The following is a 24,129-nucleotide window of genomic DNA, read 5'->3' on the forward strand; positions in this document are numbered from 1 at the left end:
CCGGCCGAATGAAGGTCGTGCTCGCTGATGACGAGCACCTGGTGCGCGGTGCCATCGCCGCGCTCCTCGGTTTGGAGGAGGACATCGAGATCGCCGCGCAGGTCGGCCGCGGTGACCTGGTACTGGCTGCTGTCCGGGAACACGACGCCGACATCGCGGTCCTGGACATCGAGATGCCCGGCGCCGGCGGCCTGGAGGTCGCCGACGATCTGCGCACGGCCGCCCCCGGCTGTGGCGTGCTCATCCTCACGAGCTTCGGCCGCCCCGGTTACCTGCGCCGTGCGCTCTCCTCCGGCGCCCGCGGCTTCCTCGCCAAGGACGCACCAGTCGACCAGCTCGTCGGCGCCATCCGCAAGGTTCACGCGGGCGGACGCTACATCGACTCCGAGCTCGCAGCCGCTGCCATGACAGCGGGAGAGAGCCCTCTGACCGAGCGGGAAGCGGACGTCCTGCGGGCCGCGGTCGACGGCTCCTCGGCGGCCAAGATCGCCCGCGCCCTTCACCTCAGCGAGGGCACGGTGCGCAATTACCTGTCCAACGCCATCGCCAAGACCGGCACCGACAACCGGATGTCGGCCATCCGCACCGCCCAGGACATGGGCTGGCTCTGAGCGGTCCGTGACCCGTCCACCACGGGGCGGGGCCAACGGTCACAGGAACCGCAGGACCAGCATCGCGGTGTCGTCGGTGTGCCCGCCCGGGGCGAACTCCTCCAGTTCGCGGTCGATCCGGGCGATCACGGCCTGGGCGGTCAGCCCTGAACAGCCGGTGAAGATCTTGGTCAGCCCCTCGTCGCCGAGCATCTCCTCGTTGTTGCGGCGCTCGGTCACACCGTCGGTGACGGCGAGCAGCACGTCCCCGGGGGCGACCTCGACCGTCTCGGTGAAGAACTCCACGTCCTCGAACGCGCCCAGCAGGGGCTGGGAGGTGGCCAGCGGTTCCACCTCGCCGTTCTTGTCGAGGCGCAAGGGGAGCGGGTGGCCCGCCGAGACCAGCCGGATCCGCATCCCCTTGCCGCCGTCCGGGCCGCCGATAGGCGTCATCTCGCCGTAGAGCATGGTCAGGAAGCGGGTCGTGGTGTTCTCGTCCAGGATGGCCAGGTTCAGCCGGTGCATGATGTACGCCGGGGCGAGGTTCTCCCGGGCCAGCGCCCGCAGGGTGTGGCGGGCCAGACCGGTCACCGCTGCCGCTTCCGGGCCGGTGCCGCAGACGTCGCCGATCGCGAAACACCAGCGTCCGTCGGTGGCGAACACGTCGTAGAAGTCTCCGCCGACCACGTTGCGCTCTCCCGCCGGCTGGTAGAACACCGCGTGATCGACCCGGGGAATCGCGGGTTCCTTCTCCTTGGCCGGAAGCAGACTGCGTTGCAGGGCCTCGCTCATGAAGGTCTGGTCGGAGTACAGGCGCGCGTTCTCCATAGCTGACGACACCCGTTGGGCGAGGTCGTCGGCGACGTCGACCTCTTCGCGGGGAAACTCTTCGTTGGGCGCCTTGCCGATGGTGATCCGCCCCAGCGACCGTCCGTGTGCCATGAGGGGGATGCTGATGCCCAGGCCGGCCGCGAGCTCCCGGGTGAGCTCGTCGTCCATGCCGGCCTCTGCCAGTTCCTCGGGCTGCCACAGCTGCCCCGGCTCGCGTTGTTCCTGCGGAATGATCGCCGTGATCAGTTCGCGCAGTACGTCGGTGGTGTTCTCGTCGCGGTGCGTGGCGAAGGCGAGCCGGTCCACCCCCAGGTCGCTGGTGGTGTGCACCACGCACCACTTGCCCAGCCGGGAGGTGGTCAACTGTGCGGCCAGCGCGGCCGTCATCTGCTCGTCGAGGGTGCCGGCCAGCAGGTCACTGGCCTCGGCCAGGAAGCTCAACGAGGCGCGCCTGGCGAGTTCCACCCGGGCCAGTCGGGAGCGCTCGACCGTCAGTGCGATTCGGTCGGCCCCTTCCTGGAGCCGGTCCGCTGCGGTCTGGCCGAAATGCCGGATCCGTTTGGATGCAACCCCGAGCAGGCCGGTGATCCGCCCGTCCACGATCAACGGTGCCGTCACCAGCGAGCGCATTCCGGCCGCTGCGAGCCGGCCCCGGTGCGCCCGGGCGATCATCAGGTCGTCGTTGATGACCGGCCCGGGCTCCGGTGCGGAGGAGGGAAAAGTCTCTTCGGTCCGGCTGCGGAACGGTCGCCACTGCCCGGATGTCAGTCCGACCGCGGCCTGGAGCTCCCACTCGGTCTCGTCGGTGGTGGCCAGCGCGATGTAGGCGGCGTCCCCGCCGAGTACGGTGCGCGCGACGTCGACCGTGGAGTCCAGGAGGTCCGGGAGCGAGAGCTTGGCAGCCAGCGCGGAATCCAGCCGGGACCACGGTTCGGGCCGGGAACGGACCTTGCTGCGTACCGGCAACGGCGGTACCAGGGATGTCCGTGAGGTGGGGCCGGCAGGCGGTTCCTCGTCGTCGAGACGGAACCAGACGGCCTTGTCCTCCTTGCTGTAGCTCACGCCCCAACTGGAGGCGATCGCCGAGGCCAGTGCAAGGCCCAGCCCGCCGCTGCGGGTGTCGTCGGTGGAGGGGGAGGTGTCCACCTGCAACGGTCCCGCCTTGGGGACCGCCCGGTGCGGTACCCGGTCGACGACGACCACTTCCACCGCCCCGGGCAGGCGGCGCACGATCAGTTCCAGGGTGGTCTCGGCGTGGATGACCGCGTTCGTCACCAGTTCGCTGACCAGGAGGATGATGTCGTCGGAGCCGCGCGTGACGTTCCAATCGCGCAGTGTGTCGCGCACGAAGGAACGAGCCTCGCCCGCGGTCTCCGGAGCGGCTGAGAATTCCCGGCGGGCGACCTTCATAACGTCATATGGCATCGTGAAGCCGTACGGTTCCTCTGAGTTGCGGGCGGTTCGGTTGAAATGCACACGATCCCCCCTGTATCTCGGTGCGGGACTGCCGAGGTGGAGAATCGTGGTGTCTTCCCTGAACTATTGTCTCCGACCAGCCACCGGCGGACACGTCCGGGGGATGCCCGGTTCCGGCCGCCCGGTCGGTGCATGGTCGGACTGGGTCGGATTCCCAGCTTCTCCCAGGAAGTCGTGGAACTTGGTCGTGTTGTCCGAACGTCGTGTTATTGAGCGGACTGTCGAATTAACGTAGTGCACCGTGGTCCATCTGAGAGTCTTGAGGGCCGGAGACCCGTGTGAGTAACACCGTAAGTCTGCCCATCAGGGCACTGCAGGGCTTCAACCGGTGGAGGAGGGGATCGATGCCCAAGGCGACCAGCCCGGCCGCATCGGAGACGGAGCTGAACGCGCTCCTCGACGCGCTCTACAAGATGCGTGACGGTGACTTCAGCGTCCGGCTCGACCCTCGTGCGCGGGGGACGCACGGTGAGATCGCCGGTGTCATGAACGAGGTGCTCGACCACTGCGAGCAGCTCAGCGCCGAACTCCAGCGCGTGAGCGACGTGGTCAGTACCGAGGGGCGCCTCGCCGAGCGCGTCTCGATCAGTCCGGCCCGCGGTGCCTGGGGCAAGAGCGTGCGAGCGCTCAACCAGCTTCTCGACGAGGTCAGCGAACCCGTCACCTCCGTGGCCCAGATCTTGGACTCGGTGGCCAACGGTGACCTCGCCCAGCGGGTGGAGCTCACCAACCGCCACGGCGAACTGCACGGCGATCTCCTGCGCCTCGCCACATCGGTGAACCGCATGGCCGACCAGATGTCGGCGTTCACCATGGAGGTCACCCGCGTGGCCCGTGAGGTGGGCACCGAGGGCAAGCTGGGCGGCAGCGCCCGGGTGGAAGGCGTCTCCGGTGCCTGGCGCGACGTCACCGAGGCCGTCAACCAGATGGCGGCCCGGCTGACCGCGCAGGTGCGCGACATCTCCACGGTGACCGTCGCGGTGTCGCGCGGGGACCTCAGCCGCAAGGTCGTGGTGGACGTCCAGGGCGAGATGTTGCAGCTCAAGGACACGGTCAACACCATGGTCGACCAGTTGTCCACGTTCGCCGACGAGGTCACCCGGGTGGCCCGTGAGGTGGGCACGGAGGGCAAGCTCGGTGGACGCGCCAACGTCAAGGGCGTGTCGGGCATCTGGAAGGACCTCACGAACAACGTCAACTCCATGGCCGACAACCTCACCAACCAGGTGCGCGACATCTCCCAGGTGACGACGGCGGTGGCGCGCGGCGACCTCACCAAGAAGGTCACCGTCAACGTCCAGGGCGAGATGCTCAAGCTGAAGGACACCGTGAACACCATGGTGGATCAGCTGGACTCGTTCGCTGACGAGGTCACCCGGGTGGCGCGCGAGGTGGGGACCGAGGGCAAGCTGGGCGGGCGGGCCAGCGTCAAGGGCGTGTCGGGCATCTGGAAGGACCTGACCGACAACGTTAACTCCATGGCCAACAGCCTCACCTACCAGGTGCGCAATATTTCCCAGGTCACCACCGCTGTTGCGGTCGGTGACCTGAGCAAGAAGATCACCGTGGACGCCCAGGGTGAGATGTTGCAGCTCAAGGACACCGTGAACACCATGGTGGACCAGCTGGACTCGTTCGCCGACGAGGTCACCCGCATGGCCCGCGAGGTGGGGACCGAGGGCAAGCTCGGCGGCCAGGCGCACGTGCGCGGTGTCTCCGGCGTGTGGAAGGACCTGACCGACAACGTCAACTCCATGGCCAACAACCTCACCCACCAGGTGCGCCAGATCTCGGTGGTGACCACCGCCGTGGCGCGCGGCGACCTCACCAAGCAGGTCACCGTCAACGCCAAGGGGGAGATCCTCGAACTGAAGGACACCATCAACGTCATGGTGGACCAGTTGTCGGCGTTCGCCGACGAGGTGACCAGGGTGGCCCGTGAGGTGGGAACCGAAGGCCAGTTGGGCGGGCGTGCCGACGTCAAGGGCGTGTCGGGCATCTGGAAGGACCTGACCGAGAACGTCAACTCGATGTCGCACAACCTGACCACCCAGGTCCGCAACATCGCCCAGGTCACTTCGGCGGTGGCCGCCGGTGACCTCGGCAAGAAGATCACGGTGGACGCCCAGGGCGAGATGCTGGAGCTGAAGGACACCATCAACACCATGGTCGACCAGCTCTCCACGTTCGCCCTGGAGGTCACCCGGGTGGCGCGCGAGGTGGGCAGTGAGGGACAGCTCGGCGGCCAGGCCAAGGTCGAAGGCGTGTCGGGCACCTGGAAGCAGCTCACCGACAACGTCAACGAGCTCGCCAGGAACCTCACCACCCAGGTGCGGGCGATCGCGTCGGTGGCCAGTGCCGTGGCCCGTGGCGACCTCACCCAGTCCATCCAGGTCGGTGCGCGCGGCGAGCTCGCAGCACTCAAGGACAACGTCAACCTGATGGTGTCCAACCTGCGCGAGACCACCGCCGCCCAACGCGACGAGGACTGGCTCAAGAGCAACCTCGCTCGCATATCCGGCCTCATCCAGGGGCATCGCGACCTCAACGACCTCGCCCGGCTGATCATGACCGAGGTGACCCCGTTGGTCGCGGCCCAGCACGGGGCGTGCTTCCTGCCCGAGGACGAGAACGACGAAGAGACGTTCCGGCTCTACGCGGGCTTCGGCTACCAGCCCAAGGAGCATCGCCGCCGGATCAAGATGGGGCGGGGACTGGCGGGCGAGGCGATGGCGCAGCGCACCGAGATGCGGGTCAACGACGTCCCCGGTGATTACGTCAAGGTCGAGTCGGGCCTGGGCGAGGCGCCTCCGCTGAGCATCGTCATCTTCCCGATCCTGTCCGAGGACCGGGTGCTGGGCGTGATCGAGCTCGGTTCCTACGGCACTTTCCGGGAAATTCACCTCAATTTCCTGCGTCAGCTGGTCGGTCTCATCGGTGCCACGATCAACACGATCCTGGCCAACTCCAAGACCGAGTACCTGCTGACCCAGTCCCAGCAGCTGACCACCGCGTTGCAGGAGCGCTCCAACGAGCTCCAGCGTCAGCAGGAGGAGCTGCGCCGCAAGAACGCCGAGCTGCACAGCAAGGCCGGGCAGCTCGCCAGTCAGAACCGCGCCATCGAGTTGCAGAACCGCCAGATCGAGCGCGCCCGCCGTTCGCTGGAGGAGCGCGCCCACCAGCTCCAGGTCTCGTCCAAGTACAAGTCCGAGTTCCTGGCCAACATGTCCCACGAGCTGCGCACGCCGCTCAACAGCCTGCTCATCCTCGCCCGGCTGCTCGCCGACAACACCGAGCAGAACCTCACCCCCAAGCAGGTGGAGTTCGCCCAGACCATCCACAAGGCGGGCAGCGACCTGCTCCAGCTCATCGACGAGATCCTGGACCTGTCCAAGGTCGAGGCGGGGCGGATGGAACTGAGCCCCATCGACGTGTCGATCAGCCAGCTGGTCGACTATGTGGAGGCGTCGTTCAGGCCGATGACCAGCGACAAGGGGCTGGCGTTCGCGGTCGAGGTGTCTCCTGACATCCCCAACTACCTGTGGACCGACGAGCAGCGTCTCCAGCAGGTGCTGCGCAACCTGCTCTCCAACGCGGTGAAGTTCACCAGTACCGGTGAGGTGCGGCTCCTCATCGAGCCCGCCTGGGCGCTGGAGGACGCCGACCTCGACATGTTCGCCGAGGACGACGAGGTGATCGCGTTCTCCGTCGCCGATACCGGGATCGGTATTCCCGAGGACAAGCTCCAGGTCATCTTCGAGGCGTTCCATCAGGGCGACGGCGGCACCAGCCGCAGGTTCGGCGGAACCGGCCTGGGACTGTCCATCAGCCGCAACATGGCGCAGCTCCTCGGCGGCGAGATCCGAGTCGACAGCGTGCTCGGCCAGGGGAGTACGTTCACCCTGCTGCTTCCGGTCCGGTTGCCCGACAGCGCGAGTGAGCGGTCCTACGGCTCGGTAGACGCGGTCGAGCCGCTGGCCGTCACCGCCACCGACATCCCGGTCGCGCCCGACCCCGCGCCGGCCGAGCGGGACGAGGAGGCCCGGACGGCCGACACCGAGTCCGCTTCGCCCGTGGTGGACCCGAGCCCCTATACGGAGCCCCCCTCCGTGCCCATGCTCAAGGAGCCGGAGCCCCAGACCGGGCCGTCCTCGGGTGCGGAACTGGAGGCCGACCCCGAGCGCGACGCGACGCTGGCCGGACGCCGGGTACTCATCGTGGACGACGACGTGCGTAACGTTTTCGCGCTCACCAGCGCATTGGAGGCCAACGGTCTGCACGTCCTCTACGCTGACAACGGGCACTCCGGTATCGAGAAACTGGAAGCCAACGAGGACATCGCGCTGGTGTTGATGGACATCATGATGCCCGAGCTCGACGGCAATGCCACCACCCGTGCGATCCGTGAGATGCCCCAGTTCGCCGACCTGCCGATCATCTCTCTCACCGCCAAGGCCATGCAGGGGGACCGGGAGCGCAGCCTGGAGGCAGGCGCCTCGGACTACGTCACCAAGCCGGTCGATCTGGGTCATCTCCTGGACGTCATGCGGACGTGGTTGGATCGAACCGGCCACACCAGCCAAGAAAGCCAGGAGCAGTAGCAGTGAGTGTGCCGTACAAGGCCAACATCCTCCTCGTGGACGACCGGGACGACAACCTCATGGCCCTTGAGGCGACCCTGACCTCTCTGGACCAGAACATGGTCCGGGCCAGTTCGGGCGAGGCCGCGCTCAAGGCGCTCCTCGAAGAGGACTTCGCGCTCATCCTGCTCGACGTGATCATGCCCGGAATGGACGGGTTCGAGACGGCCGCGCACATCAAGCAGCGCGAGAGGACCAAGGACGTCCCGATCATCTTCCTGACGGCGGAGGGGACCGACCGCCACCAGGTTTTCCGCGGCTACGCGGCGCGGTTCGTGGACTACATGACCAAGCCCTACGACCCGTGGCTGCTGCGGGCGAAGGTCGAGGTCTTCCTCGAACTCGACCGGCTCAAGCGCCAGTTGGACGATCAGTCCCGCGTGCTGCGCCGGGAGCTCGGCACGGAGACGGCTGACTCCGTCGACTCGGTGGTCGCCCGGCTGGCCACGCATGTCGGTGCGGTCACCGAGAAACTGGGGCGGCTGAGGGAGCAGTCCGCGGTCGGCGACAACGATGAGGACAGCGCCACCCTCCAGGCGATCCGCGAACTCGACACCTCCGTCGGTCAGTTGACCGTCCTCGTCGAGGCCCTGCGCGGGCCGTCCTGAGCCGAGCCGCGCGGCAGGGGCGAGTGCTGTCGCCGCGTGGTTATGAAACCGATGTGAACGGTATCTCGGACAGAGTCGTGGCAGAGGTTTGATGGAGTATCGGAATTCTTCGCGCCGAACGTCCATCCTGGAGATCAGCGTCGATCTCGTCTGCTTCGCACTCTCCAGTGCCGTGAGGAGAATCCCCCCATGCCTCGCAGGCTCATCCCGGCGATGGCCGTGTCGGCGGCCGTTGCGACCGTCGTGTACGGTGCGTTCGCGACCGTTTCCCCAGCGTTGGCCGCCGATTCCGAACGCGGAATGGAGGCCGCTGTCACCAGCAGTGGAACCACTCGCACCCTGCTTCCGGGGTCGTTGGCCTACACCTGTGCCGCCGAGAACGGCGCCGGAAAGTCCTACACCGCCGAGCTGTCCATCACCGCCCCCGGCGAACTCCGGTCCGGCGAGTCGGCCGAGGTCCGGCTCGCCCGGTTCACCGGGTATTTCGACCGGTGGATCACCGAACCGATCGCCGAAGGCGACGCGGTGCTCAGTGCCCAGGTACGGGTGGGCGGCAAGGGAGCCGACGTCCGAACGGTCACACTCACCGGTGCCAATCCCGCGGCCAGCCCGGCCGGCAAGCTTCCCCTGCCCAGGCTGACCCCCGTGGAGTTCGGTCCCGTCGTCGGCTCGGTCCGGGCGACCACGCCGGGCGAGATCACCTTTGCGCCGGGCCCCGTCACCATCACGGTCCATCAGCGCGGCGACGAACTGGTCACGGTCTGTTCGCCCAAGGACGAGGCCGACCCCGTCGCCACCACCCTGGTCGTCGCCGAGCAGGAGGAAGAAGAGGAGGCCCCGGGGCCCACGGTGACTCCTGCGGTCGCCGCGCCCGGGCGTACCGAGTGGAGCGGTACCTATCGGTGCGCTTCCAGCGACCCCGGCCTGCAACCCGATTTCGAGAGCCCGGCCACGGTCACGGTCACCACGACCGATACCGGCTACCCGGTCGGGGAACGGATCGAGGCCGTGGGGGAGTTCACCCTGGAGCGCGGCCTCAAGTCGCCGATGAAGCTCGGCCCGGGAGCCGTGACCGCGGAGTTGGAGGTGGCGCTCTCGGGGCCGGCGGTGAGCACGCGACGTTTCGTGTTGCGCACGGAGAACAGTGGTGGTCTGCCCGCCGGGCAGGACATCCTGTTGCCCACGGCTGCCGGGTATTTCACCCCTGACCGGCCGGGAGCGGTGGAGTTGGCGGTGAAGGGGCTGGAGTTGTCCTTCCTCGGCGGCATCCTCACCGTCGACTGCCGGGTACGCGACGACACCGCGGACGAGGCGCCTGTCGCCGACCTCGGCAGCATCGATCGGGTTCCCGTAGGGACCACGCCGCCCGTTGGTCCGCCCGACCCCGGGCAACAGGATGCTCCGGTACACGAGCAGGCGCGCGAGGCCCCGCTGCCCGTGACAGGTGCCGCCCTGGGCGGGCTCATCGCCTTTGCCGGGGTCGCTCTGGCCTGTGGCGGTGTCGCGACCCTGGCGGCCAGGAAGAGGCACCACCGGCCTTAGGAGAGCCGTCGCGACCGCCGGGCCCGGTTGAAGGCACTCGTGTCCGTTGTTCTGGGGCGAGGTCCCAAGCGTGTCGTGGACGATCGGAGCGTGCCGTTGGTGGATCTGTTCCACCCCGGGGGTGGGGCCCGCCGGTTCCAGGCGGACCGCGCACCTCCCACGCGTTTTCCGGCTGGTTGACCGCCGTAATTTTTGCCGTATTGGCAACGATATTTGTCAATCGACGGGACGTGGATGCAGCATCTCTTTTGAACGGAGGTGCACGACATGACTGCACGAACAGAACAGAAGGGTGACGCACCAGTGGAGCGGGAGCGTCACTACGAGGTCGTGGTCATCGGTGGCGGCGCCGCGGGTCTCAGCGGGGCGCTGACCCTGGCCCGCGCGCGCCGCTCGGTGCTGGTGATCGACGAGGGCCGGCCCCGCAATGCGCCGGCCGCCCAGGTCCACGGCTACCTGACGCGCGACGGTCTCCCGCCCGCGCAGTTGCTCTCCGCCGGGCGCGCCGAGGTCACCGGTTACGGCGGCGCGATCATGACGGGCACGGTCGTGGGTGCCGAGCGTCTGGCCACGGGCGGTTTTCGCCTCGTCGTCGACGGTGGCGGGGTCATCGTCGCGGACCGGTTGCTGGTGACCACCGGACTGGTCGACGAGCTGCCCCAGGTGCCGGGGCTTGCCGAGCGGTGGGGGAACGAGGTCCTGCACTGCCCGTACTGCCACGGGTGGGAGGTCCGCGACCAGGCCATCGGCATCCTGGCGACCGGACCGTTGTCGGTCCACCAGGCGCTGATGTGGCGACAGTGGAGCCAGGATGTGACCCTGTTCCTGCACACCGCCCCCGAACCGGGGGACGAGGAGTACGAGCAGTTGGCGGCCCGCGGTATCGCCGTGGTCACGGGTGAGGTCATCGGTCTGGCGGTCGATGGCGACCGGCTCACCGGGGTGACCCTTGCCGGCGGAAAGGAGCTCCCCTGCCAGGCCCTGGTGGTGGCTCCGCGGTTCACCGCCCGCGCCGATGTCCTCACGGGGCTCGGCCTTGAGACCACGGAGCAGGAGATGGGCAAACAGGTGATCGGCAGCTTCATCGTCACCGATCCGTCCGGAGCGACCCGGACCCCCGGTGTGTGGGCGGCAGGCAACGTCACATCACTGACCGACCAGGTCGTCGCGGCTGCCGGAGCGGGAGTGCGCGCGGCGGCGGCGATCAACGCCGACCTGACCGCCGAGGAGACGCGCAAGGCCGTTGCCGCGCGCAACGCGCCCTTCTCCGCGCGAGCTGAGCGCGAGGCGTCCGAGCGGGTGCTCGGCGATCGCAGGCACGGTCTGTGACCGCTCCGCCGCGATGGTGGCGGTGGTTGGCCTTCAGGGAGAATCGGTCCGGGTTGAAAAAGAGTCAATGTGCCGAGAGTCCTAACAGGCCGCGTAGCTCTCCCGACCTTCGTTGAGTCGTCCACGGTCGGCCCGCCGACCCCGGTCCCTGAACCGTCCGCCGAGTTGCTTCGCGCCTTCGCCGGCCGACGACCGAACCTGACCGCAGCGACCAATCCCGGGACGCGCTGGCTCTTCTCCGGTCGCCGGGCGGGCCATCCGATGGACGCTGGAGAGCTGGCCGCGCACGTTGCGCCTGGCCGTGATCCTGCTTCTCGCCTGGTGAGGCGCTGAAATCGGGTGTGCAGGCGCAACGGGTTCAACCGGGTGGCGGTCCCGTTGCGCTCCAATCCGCTATAACTTTCTATAAACTCGCAGGTCAGAGCGTTGCGAATATGTCGGTTAGTGCGTAAGCTAATCGCGAACGACGCCGGTCCCCGTGGGGGGCCGGAAGTGGAGCCGGGTGACCTGGGGAATTACCAGGAGCCCGGCTCGGCGCATTTCTGAGGCATTCAGCAACCTGTCGTGACGTCCAGGTCGTAGAGGCACTCGGCGAGGATGTCGCGGTAGAGGGGCTCGCCCTGGCGGTGTGCGCGCACCGCGCCGGCGACGACGTCGGGGACCCAGAGCAGGGGATCGCTGCCGCCCCGGTGGTGCTCGACCCGGAACCGTGTGCCCCGAGGCAGGTTGAACCGGGCCCCCGTGACGGTCTGGACATCGCGCTGGTTGAGTGCCTTGTCGCGCGCCTCGAGGTACAGGGTGTCGACCCCGTAACCGTGCAGTTCGTCCACCAAGTGGTTCAGGCACACCGCGCGTGCGCGTTCCTGGCGTCTGCGGGGCACGGGTGAGCCGACCGCGACGATATGGAATCCGGCAAGGTCGGCGACCGTCTTGGCGACGTTCTCACGCTGACGCGGGGTGAGGTCGTTCCAGTGCAGCTTCGATGTCGGACTGCCCTTCCACAGGGTGGACATCACGGCGCGGGCCTCGCCAATCGCGTGGGGCTCGAACACAGCGGTGGCCAGCACGTAGAAACCGTGGGAGTCCGATTCGAGGAAGGACTCGTCGCCGTAGGCCACGGGAGCGGCGGGGGAGTCAAGCATCCCGGCCACACCCCGATCCACACCTGCGCTGAGAACGACGCGGCGGGAAGGTGCTCGGCCGTACCAGGTCGGAGGGGGAGTCGCGGGTGCGCGCCGTCACGAAAGATCCTTTTCGGTGGGGTGTTGACCGCATCGGTGCCTGGATCTGGGGATGGCGGGAGCCGGCGATCGAACGGTTCCGGATTCGTTGCGGCTGCCGTTCTCGGGCAGGAGTGCTCGAACCGTGTTCAGCGGCCCTCAAAACGGCGGTTCGTCGCTGTTGTAACCGCCACCGAAACCACCCCGACCCCGTGTTGTCGGCTTGGGCGGGACGTAGTCCTCCACAGTGCCGTGCTGGTAGTCCGCCAGACCGCAGGCATCGGCCCAGCAACGGCGAAACAACATCCGAGCGGGCTCTGGGTCAGGTCTGTCCCTGTACCCGTAGCCCTCGCTGTCGTCGTCGTACACGACCAGGCGGTCCGGATCCCGGCCGGCCATCGCCGACAGGCCGAGGAAGACCGCTTCGGCGTTTTTCCAGGAGTGGGGGACTGTCTTGCCGGTGAGCATCTTGCGCACCGTCTCCTTGCTCGCGGCCCCCTCCTGGGGAGGGGTGGCGCTGGCGGCCTCGCTGACTTTCTCCATGATCGGCATGTCGGCATCGACCCACAGGCGAAAAAGCATCTCCATGAACCTGCGCCGGGCCCCGGTGGGGAGTTCTTCTTGTGAGGGCATCCGGATCGATCGCGCCATGCCCGAGCTCCTTTAAGCAACTTTCCGCAATCAAGGACTTGTGTCCACGAGATTAGCCCACCACAGGCTCGGTTTCGGGGGGAACAGGCGTTCTCGTGCTCTGGTGCGGGCTTGAGGATGCGGGCGGAGCATCAGGTTTTCGCTGCCCTCAGGCTGGATTGTGACGAGAAGTTCCGGCGTGAAGGGAGCAGGGATGATCGAGGTGCGCGCGGCGCTGATCCTCTTGGGCAGTACGGGGTGCGCGGCACTGGCGGGGGCGTTGAGGTTGGCGGCCGGGGCTTCGTGGCCCGACGCTTTGCTGGCCGCCGGTGCCGGGTTCGGGGCGGCGGTGGGCGTCTTGGTCTTGATGGTCGAGCGCGACCGTTCCGCAGGCGGATCCTGAAGAGGGGCGGGCCACGTACACGGGGAAGGGGCGCTGGCCGTTGGCACCGTGCCTGCCTGCCGCTGGGTGCACGCCGGCGACTCGTCTAGTCGTCGGCCTTCTCATCGGTGACGCTGATTCCTCGCGATCCGCTGCTTCGAAGAAGGGGCGGCGTTTTCGGCGAAACCTGTCTATCCCCTGTGGGCAGGGGAGAATCGGCGCATGAAACACGGGTGGTACCGGGCGGGTCCGCCGCGGCACCGCTGGTGTTCCCGAGCCTGGGCCTGGGGTTGGACGAGTTGAACCAGAGCGCCGGCATCGCCTCCCTTGCCGCAACCGCGACGGCGGGGCGCTGTCCACCCGGGCCGCCAACACCGTGGTGTCCGCTTTCGAGGCTGCGGCGGGAACCGGGCCGGCGGTTGACGGGGAGGCGTTCGGCCCGCACGTGCTGCGCCACACCTTCGGCACCGACCTCGTGCGCGGCCGCGGCGAGGTGGCCCCCGCCCTGGTAGACGTGGTCCTGGTCGCAGAGCTGATGGGCCACGCCGACCTGAACACCACCCGCCGCTACACCCTGCCGAACGCGTCCAGGGCGGCCCGGCCCCGGTGGGGGAGGCCACCGATCCGCAACCCGGAAGAGCCCCCGCCCGACCCGGGTGGGCGCCACGGCATCGGTGCCCACGGGCGCGGCCCCGAGGCATCCTCAGGCAGAGCCGGGGCGGGGCGGTAGGGCCAGGCCGATGTGCTCGCCGATCTCCTCGATCAGTCCGAGGTCGGCGAGCCTGAAAGAGCCCCGGTTGCTGCGTCGGATGAGGGTGAGGGCCCCGCGCACCCCCCGGCTGCCCCGCAGCGGAACGCTGAGCAGAGATCCCGCGCCCAGGGTGCTCAGCACGGGAACACCGTCGCCGTCCAGGCCGAGCATCGCCTCGTCCTCGATCAACTGACTCAGGATCGAGTCGCCTCTGGCCAGTACCTCCCGTGGGATCTCCGCGGCCATCGGGTCCAACGAGCGCACCAGTTTGTTCTGCGGGCCCTCCTCCGGGCCGGCCACCACCGCGCGGCGCGCCAGGTCCGGGTCGGGGAGGTCGCACACGTCGATCACGACCCAGTCGGCGTAGGAGTCGGCCAGCAGTGCCGCCGCGTCGTCCAACGCGAGTGGGCGGCCCTCCCCGCCGGGACCGGCGCTGCGCAGCAACAGTCGGGTCATCCGGGTCAATACGTCCAGTCGTCGGGCAGCCAGCACCACCACCTGGTCTTCGACCTCGGCCTCCAACGGGGCCGGTCCCACAGCGGTGCTGGTGGCCAGCGGCGGCGACATCGCCACCAGCACCAGGGGATGGGGCTCGGTGGGCACGTCCAGCCGGCTCAGCGTCAAGTGGACGTCCTCGGCCCAACCGCGCCGCGCCAGCCGTGAGTCGAACGACGCGGGCTCCCCGCCCTGGAGGACGGTGGCGAGCCAGGAGCGCATGGCCGCGCGCCGGCGCAGGTCCACGAAGATCGACAGCGGCTTGCCGGTCAGGTAACCGGGAGAGCTGCCCAGATGTTGTGCACCGATGGTGTTGATCCGGCGGATGTAGCCTAGGTGGTCCAACAGGACCACCGGGATGCTCAACTCGTTGAACACCGCGCGCAGTACGACCCGCTCGTCGTCGTGCTGCGTCCCGCGGCGGTTGCGCCCCGCGCCGGTCAGCGTCGCCAGCTGGCTCCCGCAGTCGCGCAGCAGCCGCTCGGCGAAGCCAAGCTCCGCGAGCGCCGCGCCGGCTGTGCCGGCCGCGTCGTCGGGGTAGGTCGTGTGGGTGGTGCGCAGCGCCTCGACCCGCTCGCTCAGCTCGGTGATCGCGCGTTCGAGGTCGGCGAGGTTCTCCGGCAAGCTCGTGGCTCCTGACATCGGTTTCCTTTCGTTTGACGCTAACGCATGCGGTGGAACGCGGAAACGATGGCTACCGTGGAGCCAGGTATAGGGCACAGGCGTGACAGGCGCCAGAGGCGGACAGGGGAGGGACGTGATGTCGATGTGGGTCGAACGATTGGCGCGCGACATCGGCGCGCTCGCCCAAAGCGCGGCGGGTGCACCGGAGCGGGCGCTCGACCAGGTCGGAAAGGTGGCCGCGCGTGAGATCCCCAACTGCTCCGCGGCGCTGGTCGTCATCTGGCGCGACGTCCGGCCCGACGACGCGGCGGGAATCGTCGGCCGGCACGTCGTCGTGGACTACGGCGCCTCGCACTCCGACCTCGCCATGGCCTTCGAGCACCAGTACACCACCGACCAGGGGCCGGCCGTCGAGGCGGTGCGGGAGGGCCACGCGGTGCTCGTCGACGATGTCCTGCGCGGCGACCGCTGGCCCGGTTACACCAGCATGGCGGTGCAGTGCGGCGATCGCTCCTCGGTGACCTACCCGTGTGCGATGGGTGCCGAGACGCTGACCTTCGGCGTGCATTCGGGCCGGGCCGACGCCTTCGAGGCGGCCAGGGTCCTGCCGATGGTGGCGATGGTGGCCGAACACGCGGCCACCGCGTTGCGCAGCGCGGACCGACACTCCGACGCCACTCGTGAAGCGGCTCACATGCGGCGGGCGATGACCGCACGCACAGTCATCGACCAGGCGAAGGGAATCCTGATGCACGCGCGGGGGATGGGACCTCAGGAGGCGTTCGAGGAATTGCGCAAGGTCGCCCAGCGCAACGGTATGAAGGTGGCCGACGTCGCGCGCCGGCTCATGGACGAGCAGGCCGCCGGTGGTAGCGGGCCCAGACAGTGAACACGGTGTGGCGACGACCGGTATCGGTGTGGTGACAGGCGTTTGGATCCCTGTCTCACCGGGGAGCGGGGCGCTAAAGTTGCCGAGTGGCCCCAGCTCGAACATGCGGTTCGGGGTTTCGTGGCAGGAACGCCGATGACGGAACGCCGGGGACTGCGGTCGCGGCGGTGGCGAAGTGAGCGGGAAACGTGAGCGCGGAATTCGGGATTACGACCAGGTTCGAGGGCGAGGCGGTTGTGGTTGCCCCGAGGGGCGAGCTCGACGCGGTCACCTCGCCCGAGTTGGGTGTCGTGCTTGACGAGTACCTCACCGGCGACGACCCCCATCGCGGGATCGTCCTGGACTTCTCCGAGGTGGATTTCTGCGACTCCCGGTGCATCGGGGTACTCGTGTCCGCCTATCGCCAGGCGCGCGACCGCGGCAAAGGACTGGCCGTCGCCTCCCCCAAGGGGACGGTGCACCGGTTGTTCGTGATCGCCGGGATCGACCAGGTCCTCACGATCGAGGCTGATCTCGGGCGCGCGCTCAAGGCAGCGCTCGCCTGACTCTCGGGGAAAGCCCGGAACCGCTCCCGATCACACCTTGAAGTGCAGCCGCACGATCGAGCCTCCCGGCCCGCCGCGTACCTCCATGAAGTCGCACACCTGCCGGGTGATCCACAACCCGTAGCCGCGCACGCTCAAGGAATCGACCGGGTAGTAGCCGCTGAGCGGATCGGTCAGCCGGCCGCCCTCGTCGAACACGTCGCACACGATTCGCCCGGCCGGGCGCCACAGCGAGATCGTTCCCTTGCCCGCGCCGTGCTCCAGTACGTTGGCGGCCATTTCGTTGACCGCCACCACCAGGTCACCGGCCCGGTCCTTGGGGACGCCCATGGCCGTCGCCACCCGGACGACCTGATCCCGCAGAGTGGGCAGGTCCGAGATGATCTCCAGCGCCTCCACCGGCCCCTCCGGCGGGGACAGCGGTTCGGCGGTGGTGCGGGCCATCAGGTCGGAGTGCCCGATACAGCGCGGGTTCGGCTGCGGTCCGTCGGGGCCGACCATGGCCGGGTGCGTCTGGTACATGGATTCGATCGCCGCACCGGAGAGCGCGTTGGCGTCGTGGACGCACCGCAGGCTCATCCGCGCGCCCGACAGGGCCACCCCCAGCACCGAGTCCAGACGCTGCCACTCGCGTAGTTCGAGCGGTATCTCGTCGGGCAGTACGGGTTGTCCGATGACGGTAATGCGCTGGTCGGGGTGCAGCAGCGTCAACCGGTGCAGGGCAGCCAGCGTGCGTCCCGGCGCGTCGTAGAAGGATTCGCGTTCCACGAAGTTCACCGCGGCGTGCTGCCGATCGGGAAGCACCTGGCGCACCGCCTCAGCGGGTTCTGCCCCGAGCACCGCGACGATGTGGTCGCCGTGCGCCGCCGCCGAGCGAATCAAGGGGACGACAGCCGCGCACAGCTCTGACGGTGAATGAAACAGCAGTCCGTCATGGGTGAAACTACTGCCTTCGACCTTGGGTCCTGCACTCATGCCATCACCCGGCACCTGTCCCTCCAGCCAGGAATGACTCCTGTGTGAATCTTCGCTGACACGCCGGCGGGACGTACGGATCCGAGGAGAATCTGCCCCCCGGGGAAGCGCCTCTCACACTTCGCGCATGAGTTCGATTCTCTCTCGGCCCGTACCCGGACACCGCGTGCAGGAATCAGTTTGCATCATCACCGACGGCGAGGGGGAGCTCGGCCTCCATCGGGAACAGTTTGGTGTAGATGCGCTCGGTCTCACCGGCGATCCGTTCCCAGCCGAAGCGCGAGGCGGCACGGTCGGAACCGGCGATTCCGTAGGCGGTTCGCTTGGTGGCGTCCGCGGAGAGGGTCCGCAGGATGCGTCCGAGCGTGTCGGGGCGGGCCGAGCGCAGCAACACGCCGGTGGTGCCGTCGAGTACCGCACCGGTCACGCTGCCCACCGCGCGGGCCACGACCGGCAGCCCGCAGGCCATGGCCTCCAGAACGGCGCCGCCGTAGGGGTCGTAGCTCGCGGTGGAGACGAAGACGTCTGCGGAACGCAGGATGCGCGGAAGTTCCTTGCGGTCCACCGCACCCGTCAGGGTGATCCGGTCGTCGACACCGGCTTCCTTGGCGCGCTGCTCCAGGCGGCGGGCGTCGGGGTCGATGGTGAGGTCGTCGGCGGAGGGGCCGCCCACGATCAGCAGTTCGCTCTCGGGGACGCGGACCATCATGTCGATGAGGGAGTCCGCTCCGCTCTCGCGGCCCAGGCCGGTGACGGCGATGACGCGCAGGCGCTGCCCGGCGCCGGTGCGGCGGTGGTGCCACGGGCCCTGCTGGACGCCGTCCACGCTGAAGTGCTCGGCGTCCACGCCGTAGGGGACGACACTGACGGTGGAGCGCGGAACACCCATCCGCGCCAGCTCGAACATCTGCTCGGAGGAGTTGACCAGAACGGAGTCCGCGTTCTGCGCGAGAGCGGCTTCCAGGCGGACCCGGTCGGCGCCCGGCAGGCCGGCGCGGCGCTCGGAGATGCTGAGGGAGTGGAAGGACTGCACGGTGGGGATCTCGTGCCCGCTGTCGCGTACCGCCGCCATCGTCGCCAGCCCGCTGCTCCAGCCGAAGGCGTGCACCACATCGGGGACATCGTTGGTCAGGGCCGTGGTCAGGGCTGAGGCGAAGGCGGCGGTGTGCTCGGGGAGTTCTGCCTCGTCGAGTTTGCGCACGGGGCCCGCGGTCAGGTGCTCGACCGTCACCCCCCGGCCCATTCGGGTCCGCTCGGCAGTCGCGGGGTCGGCATGGCGGGTGTAGACGGTCACCCGGTGGCCGAGCTTGGCCAGCTGGCGGGCAACCGAGGTGAGGTGGACACTGTCTCCACAGGTGGGCTCGCCCTTGTGGGCACCGACCGGGTTGGCGTGCTCGGAAACCATGGCGATCTTCATGTGCGACTCCTCATTGGGCGGCGACCTGACATGCCGTGCGCGCTCGCGGCAACGACGAGCGCCCTCGACGCCGGGCAGGGCGCGAGGGTGGCATGCGGATGAATGCGAACGGATGATGACTCGTCGTCGGAGAGAGACGAGAAGGAGGAAGAGGAGGGCAGACGCATGAGAGACACACCTTTGATCGCTTTCGGGAAACACAAAAAGCGCTCGTTTTTACACTGGTGCTTGAGGTGGACTCAATCAGCCAGGCGCGAGCGCGCGAAGGCGAAGGCGTGTCTGCGTCTTAGACACCCAACGAGCTCTATTGTGCCAGATTGAGAGCATCTTCAACAACCTCACTTGACCTGCGCGAATGTTCTTAGGGATGCGCGCGGTGCGCGCTGCGCGTGTTTGCGTCCCGGTGGCACGGGCACGTCCGATCACCTAGCCGGCGAGGTCGCGGGCGATTGGGACCGTGTGGAGGACACATGACGAAAGGACTTTCGACCCGACTGTGGTCGGTCGCACAACGGCAGCCGAACGTTGATCCACTTCCCGAGTACGCCCGATCCGGGCGGCTGAAGGGGCGAAGGGCCCTGGTCGCAGGCGGTTTCACCGGTGGATCCCAGATCGGGAGGGTTGTGGCGACTGCTCTCGGCAAAGAGGGCGCGGCCGTCGCGCTTGCGGACGCGGTCGTCAGCGACCCCGGAGCGCCGGGTGCCTGGCCGTTGCCGGCCCCCCGCAGGGGGGACGGGCAGGCGGCGACAAAGACCCGGCCGGACTCGATGGTGGTGGAAACCGCGGGACTGGTGTCGGACTTCGGGAGTTACGCCCTGCCTCTCCACTGCGATCTCGCCGACGAGAAGGCGTGTCAAGGAGCGGTGGCGCACACGGCCCTGGAGTTCGGCGGCATCGACCTGTTGGTGGTGTGCGGGACCGCCCCTCCGGAGCCCAGGCGGTTGCTGGAGGTGGACGCTGACGGTTTGGAGCGTGACCTGAGGGCGACCTTGTACAGCGCGTTCTGGCTGGTGCAGTCGGTCTCGATGCACATGGAGGAGGGGGCGAGGGTGGTTCTGGCCGGTCCCCAGGCGAGTGGAGCACGCGGGACGAATCGGATCGGGCACACGGCGGGCGTGGCCGGCGCGCTCAGCCTCGCCGTCTCGCTGGGACCGGCGTTGGCCGAGCGCGGAATCGCGATCAACGGGCTGCTCGCCGACGACAGGGCGGACCCCTACCGGTTGGCGGAGGCGTATGTCGGCCTGTTCACCGGTACGGCTGACCATCCGACGGGAACGGTTCTCCCGCTGATGGGTGCCGGCCGCTCGCACGAGGCCACCGGCTGACCAGGGGGCTGTCGGACACCTGGGTTGTCACGCCGTCGCCGCGTAACGGGTGGTTGTCGCGGCAGGCGAACGCAGTGGTGCCGGGTTCTGAACGCCTGGACACAAGGGACGGCCGAAGCTGCCGTGGTCCTGCCGTCGCTGTTGCCGCGTCTGTCGGGCTGCCGCGTCCCTGCCGGTTCGTCGACGTCCCGTTCGTCCGGCCGAAACGATGATGCCGCAGCATTGATCCCTGGGCGCAGGGTGCGGCCCTCGGCCCTCTGCCGCCCGCGCGGCCGTCCGACGGTTGAGGAAGCCTGTCCTCCGGTCGGCTCCGCTGCCGTATTTCGTGGGTTTTCCGGCGCACCATGTCGAAGCGTTCGGCAGCTATCGGTAACGAGTGGGTTCCTGGAGCGCCGTGGTGGCAGGGGGTCTCATGTTTCCTGGCGGTGGATTTCCTGGATCCGGCGGTGTTCGCGGCTACTGCCGGCAGGAGGTGCGCTGAAGTGCCCGCAGAGCCACAATCAGGCCCGCCCCGCTGGGGGAGCCACCTCTCGGCTTCCCGCTCCGGGAGTGTGGGGTGGGGTGTTTTGCGCCGGGGGGTGGGTGCGGGTTTGTGGTTGGTGGGGGCCCGAGACTGCGGGGTGGGGTGTTTTGCGTCGGGGGGTGGGTGCGGGTTTGTGGTTGGTGGGGGTCTGAGACTGCGGGGTGGGGTGTTTTGCGTCGGGGGGTGGGTGCGGGTTTGCGGTTGGTGGGGGCCCGAGACTGCGGAGTGGGGCGTTTTCCGCCATGATGTACGCGGGTTTTGACCACGGTCGACCGTCCGCCGATACGGTTGCATGATCAACGCGCCTCAACCACCGTCCGGATGGGGCGCTGCTTGGCACTGTTCGGCAGTCGCTGCCGATGAAACAGGAGGTAGGGCGCATGGGTGTCGCTGGTGGGGCAGTCGAGGTCACGGCCCTCACGCACAGGGGCGCTGTTCGCCAGGCTAATGAGGACGCCGTGGTGCTTGGCGCACTCACGGTCGCGGGCGCCGAGATGAACGCACCGGCTCACTGCTGGCTGCCCATCGCTGATCCCGTCATCCTCGCTGTCGCCGATGGTCTCGGTGGGCATGCCGCTGGTGAAATAGCTTCCGAACATGCCGTGCACCGGATGGCCGAGAGCGGCCCTCAGCTGACCGGCCCCGAAGCGGTGGATCTTCTGCTGAAGCACATCGACGAGGAGATCAAGGAGCACGCCGGGCTGCACGCGGAGTTCTCCGGTATGGGTACGACGGTTGCCGGCATGCTCTTGACGGTCGACGGCAACTACTGGTTCAACGTCGGGGACTCTCGGACGTACCGTCTCCAGGACTCCCGGCTGATCCAATTGTCCGAGGACGATTCTCCGGCGCTACCGCCTTCGGAGGACGGTCGTCCGGTCACTACGAACTTCATCACCCAGTCGTTGGGCGGCAGCGGGAACACCGCGATGGTCCCGCATGTGGGGGAGGATCCCGCTCCGGGCCCGGGTGCTTGGCTGATGTGCAGCGACGGCCTTTCTGACCTGGTGACGCTGGAGGAGATGGAGCAGATCATCGCCGAGTCCAGCAGCGATGACGCGGCTGTCTACAACCTTTGGAAGGCGGCGATGGACGCCTCTGGTCGGGACAACATCAGCATCATGCTCGTGCGCCGCGGTTGAGCGGCGGTCGAACGCGCAGCGGCCCCGTACCCGCCAAGGGTGCGGGGCCGCCGCGGTGTCAGTTGCCGGAGTCGCCGTGGCGACGCAGCCGGATGATCACGATGGCGATGAGCCCGATTCCGGCGAGGCCGGCCACGATCGCGATGGCCGGGCCGTAGTCACCGAACTGCCCGGAGGGGGACAGGGGGTCGTCCACGGGGTTGGTGCCGGCGGCCGGGGAGGCGGTGGACGTCGCGGGTGTCTCCCCGGCGGGCGCGCTCTCGGTCGGGGTCGGCTCGGGGAGGGCGCTCTCGGGCACGGTGAAGGTGATCGCGTCTTCGAGGGCGTGGCCGTCGGAGGAGATCATCCGGTAGTTCACGGTGTACTCGCCGGCTGTTTCGACGGGGGCGAGCTGGACCGTGGCGACCGCCCCGTCGATGGAGATCTCTCCGTCGGCGTATTCCTGGTCGTCGGGGCCGATCACGACGATGCCGTTGCCGCCCGCACCGATGTCGGCGCTGAAGGTCAGTTCTACTTCGGTGGGCGGGCTGTCCACTGTCGCGCCGTCCTTCGGGGAGGACGACAGCAGTGTGTCGTGGGCGTATGCGGCGGGTGCCGGGCCGACGAGCAACAGGGCCGCCGTTGCGACGCCGGCGAGCAGACCGCCGATTCGGCGGGTGGTGGACGTTGGTGTGATGGACATACGGAGGGGCCTTTCCTCGGGTGTTCGGTCTAGGGGGTCGCGCATGACTGAACACGAGGGGGGCCGCGGGGGTGGTGGGCCGGTGGCGCGTCGTTGAGGACACGGTCGTGCGACGGCGGTCGGAAGCGGCCGGTGGGGCGGTGGAGGTGCAGTGCCCAGGGGCGGTACAGCGTGGGCAGGGTGCTGGTGAGGATGTCGAAGAGGGTCCAGAGGGCGGCTTCGCCGTGACTGAGCAGTGCTGCGGTGAGCAGTGCGGCCCACAGGTGGCCGACCAGCATTCCGGGTGAGTAGCCGACGACCGTGCCGACGAGGTGGGTGCCGTGCTCGGGCGTGGTGACGACGGTGGTCGGCGCCCCTAGTTGGAAAAGCAGGTGCAGGCCGATCTGTGCGGTGGCCAGGACCGCGAAGATCTCCCCGAAGCCCCATTCGCGCCTGGTGAAGCGGGCCAGCAGGATGCCGCTGAAGAGGGTTGCGGCCGGCAGTGAGGTCAGGGTGGTGTCGCCTTGGCCGGCGGTGATGTGCCCGGCCCAGCCCAGCCCGCCGCACGCGGCGGCCAACGAGGCCGTACGCGCCAGCCACAAGGGTCCCCTGCCGGGATGCTGCACGGTTTCGAACCTAACATTCGGCGAATCGCGCGAGCCGGACGGCGCTCGGTTCGGGACGGCCAAAGCCGGAGCCGCCGGGATCGGCGGATCCCGGCGGCTCCGGCGCTGCTGCGCGCTTGCCTGTTCAGCTCGCGATGGGCAGCAGCTCTCGGCGCATGTAGCGGCGTTCTTCGGGGGTGGTTGCCCCCCACACTCCATGCGCCTCCCCGGCGCGCAGCGCCCACCGCAGGCACTCTTGGCGAACAGTACAACTGCGGCAGATGGCCTTCGCGAGCTCCGCGTCATGACGCCCGGGGCCGGTCGTGCTCACCGGGAAGAACACCTCGGGGTCGTATGTGCGGCACGCCCCTTGCTCAACCCAGTCTTCGCTCTCGTGGTAAAGGCGGTTCACCAGGCGCCTCCGATCCCTGGCTCGGTTCCGTGCACTTCCGCGGCGATCCGCCGCGGGGAAAGCGGTCGGTGCGGGTTGTTCGCTCCGCGGACCGCGTCTCATGCGATGACCGAGCTCCGCGATACGGGTGCGGGGTGATCAACGCATCTCGACCGATTGTAGTACTACGAACGGTCGTACTACAGGGAGTCTGCAAAAAATTAATCCAATTTTCAAGGGTTCTGATCGTTCGTGTGCCGATTGGTGGACAAGGTCACACGATTTACCGAGGGTCGCGGCCGGCCTCGGGGGGCTCGCTGTGTCCGCTCCGGTTTTCTTTCGGAGGCGCAATCGCCTGCTGTTCGGGGGATTCGTGGGGCGGTCGTGCCATCTGGGGCGGGGGGGTACGCGTCTCCTGGGAGGATCGTGGAGCGCGAACTCTCGGCCCTTGTGGGCGAGATGAGCCTTTGGCCCGAATTCGTGTGACCTAAGACACCCTTAAAATTCCCCCAGAAACCCTTAGGTTTGGCCCTGTTGG

General features: G+C 68.3%; 21 protein-coding genes. 11 read left to right on the forward strand and 10 right to left on the reverse strand.

The window, feature by feature from the left end; translation table 11 throughout:
• Positions 1–8: 8 nt before the first annotated feature.
• Positions 9–611 carry a response regulator transcription factor gene (locus QSJ59_RS09170; protein WP_285758786.1) on the forward strand — a complete coding sequence of 201 codons (603 nt, stop codon included), beginning with the start codon at positions 9–11 and terminating at the stop codon, positions 609–611.
• Between the two features lie 39 nt (positions 612–650).
• Here the strand turns inward: QSJ59_RS09170 and QSJ59_RS09175 are convergent, their stop codons facing one another.
• On the reverse strand, positions 651–2,846 hold the full coding sequence (locus QSJ59_RS09175; protein ID WP_285758616.1) for a SpoIIE family protein phosphatase: 2,196 nt from the start codon (positions 2,844–2,846) through the stop codon (positions 651–653).
• A 395-nt stretch (positions 2,847–3,241) separates the two neighbouring features.
• Between QSJ59_RS09175 and QSJ59_RS09180 the strand changes: the two genes are divergently transcribed.
• The 4 genes from QSJ59_RS09180 to QSJ59_RS09195 all read left to right on the forward strand — a co-directional run bounded on the left by QSJ59_RS09180 (position 3,242) and on the right by QSJ59_RS09195 (position 11,016).
• The gene (locus tag QSJ59_RS09180) at positions 3,242–7,498 is read left to right on the forward strand and encodes a HAMP domain-containing protein (RefSeq protein WP_285758617.1); all 4,257 of its coding nucleotides are present in this window, start codon (positions 3,242–3,244) and stop codon (positions 7,496–7,498) included.
• An 8-nt stretch (positions 7,499–7,506) separates the two neighbouring features.
• The gene (locus tag QSJ59_RS09185; RefSeq protein WP_285758787.1) at positions 7,507–8,145 is read left to right on the forward strand and encodes a response regulator; all 639 of its coding nucleotides are present in this window, start codon (positions 7,507–7,509) and stop codon (positions 8,143–8,145) included.
• 189 nt (positions 8,146–8,334) lie between these two features.
• Positions 8,335–9,687 carry a hypothetical protein gene (locus tag QSJ59_RS09190; protein ID WP_285758618.1) on the forward strand — a complete coding sequence of 451 codons (1,353 nt, stop codon included), beginning with the start codon at positions 8,335–8,337 and terminating at the stop codon, positions 9,685–9,687.
• A 267-nt stretch (positions 9,688–9,954) separates the two neighbouring features.
• Positions 9,955–11,016: an NAD(P)/FAD-dependent oxidoreductase gene (locus QSJ59_RS09195; RefSeq protein ID WP_285758621.1), complete on the forward strand. Its 1,062-nt coding sequence runs from the start codon at positions 9,955–9,957 to the stop codon at positions 11,014–11,016.
• Between the two features lie 551 nt (positions 11,017–11,567).
• Here QSJ59_RS09195 and QSJ59_RS09200 read toward each other — a convergent pair.
• Positions 11,568–12,158 carry a hypothetical protein gene (locus QSJ59_RS09200; RefSeq protein WP_285758623.1) on the reverse strand — a complete coding sequence of 197 codons (591 nt, stop codon included), beginning with the start codon at positions 12,156–12,158 and terminating at the stop codon, positions 11,568–11,570.
• Positions 12,159–12,395: 237 nt separating this feature from the next.
• A complete protein-coding gene (locus QSJ59_RS09205; protein ID WP_285758625.1) occupies positions 12,396–12,887 on the reverse strand; it encodes a hypothetical protein in 492 nt (163 codons plus the stop codon).
• A 193-nt stretch (positions 12,888–13,080) separates the two neighbouring features.
• On the opposite strand from QSJ59_RS09205, the gene QSJ59_RS09210 reads away from it, so the two are divergent.
• Positions 13,081–13,269, forward strand: a complete 189-nt coding sequence (locus QSJ59_RS09210) for a hypothetical protein (RefSeq protein ID WP_285758626.1) — start codon at positions 13,081–13,083, stop codon at positions 13,267–13,269.
• A 358-nt stretch (positions 13,270–13,627) separates the two neighbouring features.
• Complete coding sequence (locus tag QSJ59_RS09215; RefSeq protein WP_285758627.1) at positions 13,628–13,978, forward strand: site-specific integrase; 351 nt, start codon at positions 13,628–13,630, stop codon at positions 13,976–13,978.
• On the opposite strand, the gene QSJ59_RS09220 is transcribed toward QSJ59_RS09215, so the two are convergent.
• A complete protein-coding gene (locus QSJ59_RS09220) occupies positions 13,952–15,118 on the reverse strand; it encodes a GAF domain-containing protein (RefSeq protein ID WP_285758788.1) in 1,167 nt (388 codons plus the stop codon). The genes QSJ59_RS09215 and QSJ59_RS09220 overlap by 27 nt on opposite strands.
• A 142-nt stretch (positions 15,119–15,260) precedes the next feature.
• On the opposite strand from QSJ59_RS09220, the gene QSJ59_RS09225 reads away from it, so the two are divergent.
• Positions 15,261–16,007 (forward strand): ANTAR domain-containing response regulator, encoded by a 747-nt coding sequence (locus tag QSJ59_RS09225; RefSeq protein ID WP_285758789.1) that lies wholly within the window; start codon positions 15,261–15,263, stop codon positions 16,005–16,007.
• Between the two features lie 188 nt (positions 16,008–16,195).
• A complete protein-coding gene (locus QSJ59_RS09230; protein WP_285758628.1) occupies positions 16,196–16,552 on the forward strand; it encodes an STAS domain-containing protein in 357 nt (118 codons plus the stop codon).
• Between the two features lie 30 nt (positions 16,553–16,582).
• Here the strand turns inward: QSJ59_RS09230 and QSJ59_RS09235 are convergent, their stop codons facing one another.
• Both QSJ59_RS09235 and QSJ59_RS09240 read right to left on the reverse strand, forming a co-directional pair.
• Complete coding sequence (locus QSJ59_RS09235) at positions 16,583–17,527, reverse strand: ATP-binding protein (protein WP_285758630.1); 945 nt, start codon at positions 17,525–17,527, stop codon at positions 16,583–16,585.
• Between the two features lie 175 nt (positions 17,528–17,702).
• Positions 17,703–18,944: a glycosyltransferase gene (locus QSJ59_RS09240; RefSeq protein WP_285758632.1), complete on the reverse strand. Its 1,242-nt coding sequence runs from the start codon at positions 18,942–18,944 to the stop codon at positions 17,703–17,705.
• Between the two features lie 470 nt (positions 18,945–19,414).
• Between QSJ59_RS09240 and QSJ59_RS09245 the strand changes: the two genes are divergently transcribed.
• A complete protein-coding gene (locus tag QSJ59_RS09245) occupies positions 19,415–20,269 on the forward strand; it encodes an SDR family oxidoreductase (RefSeq protein WP_285758634.1) in 855 nt (284 codons plus the stop codon).
• Positions 20,270–21,088: 819 nt separating this feature from the next.
• Here QSJ59_RS09245 and QSJ59_RS09250 read toward each other — a convergent pair.
• Entirely contained in the window at positions 21,089–21,391 is a 303-nt protein-coding gene (locus QSJ59_RS09250; protein WP_285758804.1) for a hypothetical protein, read from the reverse strand.
• On the opposite strand from QSJ59_RS09250, the gene QSJ59_RS09255 reads away from it, so the two are divergent.
• Positions 21,287–21,934, forward strand: a complete 648-nt coding sequence (locus QSJ59_RS09255; RefSeq protein ID WP_285758790.1) for a PP2C family protein-serine/threonine phosphatase — start codon at positions 21,287–21,289, stop codon at positions 21,932–21,934. The genes QSJ59_RS09250 and QSJ59_RS09255 overlap by 105 nt on opposite strands.
• A 58-nt stretch (positions 21,935–21,992) precedes the next feature.
• Here QSJ59_RS09255 and QSJ59_RS09260 read toward each other — a convergent pair whose 3' ends face one another.
• From QSJ59_RS09260 to QSJ59_RS09270, 3 genes are all read right to left on the reverse strand, one after another.
• Entirely contained in the window at positions 21,993–22,616 is a 624-nt protein-coding gene (locus QSJ59_RS09260) for a copper resistance CopC family protein (protein ID WP_285758636.1), read from the reverse strand.
• A 29-nt stretch (positions 22,617–22,645) separates the two neighbouring features.
• On the reverse strand, positions 22,646–23,221 hold the full coding sequence (locus tag QSJ59_RS09265; RefSeq protein WP_285758637.1) for a copper resistance protein: 576 nt from the start codon (positions 23,219–23,221) through the stop codon (positions 22,646–22,648).
• A gap of 124 nt (positions 23,222–23,345) precedes the next feature.
• Positions 23,346–23,612, reverse strand: coding sequence for a WhiB family transcriptional regulator (locus QSJ59_RS09270; protein WP_285758638.1), 267 nt, complete (start codon positions 23,610–23,612; stop codon positions 23,346–23,348).
• Between the last annotated feature and the right edge of the window lie 517 nt (positions 23,613–24,129).

Origin of the sequence: Nocardiopsis ansamitocini (genome assembly GCF_030268225.1) — a bacterium.
In the GTDB taxonomy this organism is placed as follows: Bacteria; Actinomycetota; Actinomycetes; order Streptosporangiales; family Streptosporangiaceae; genus Nocardiopsis_D; species Nocardiopsis_D ansamitocini.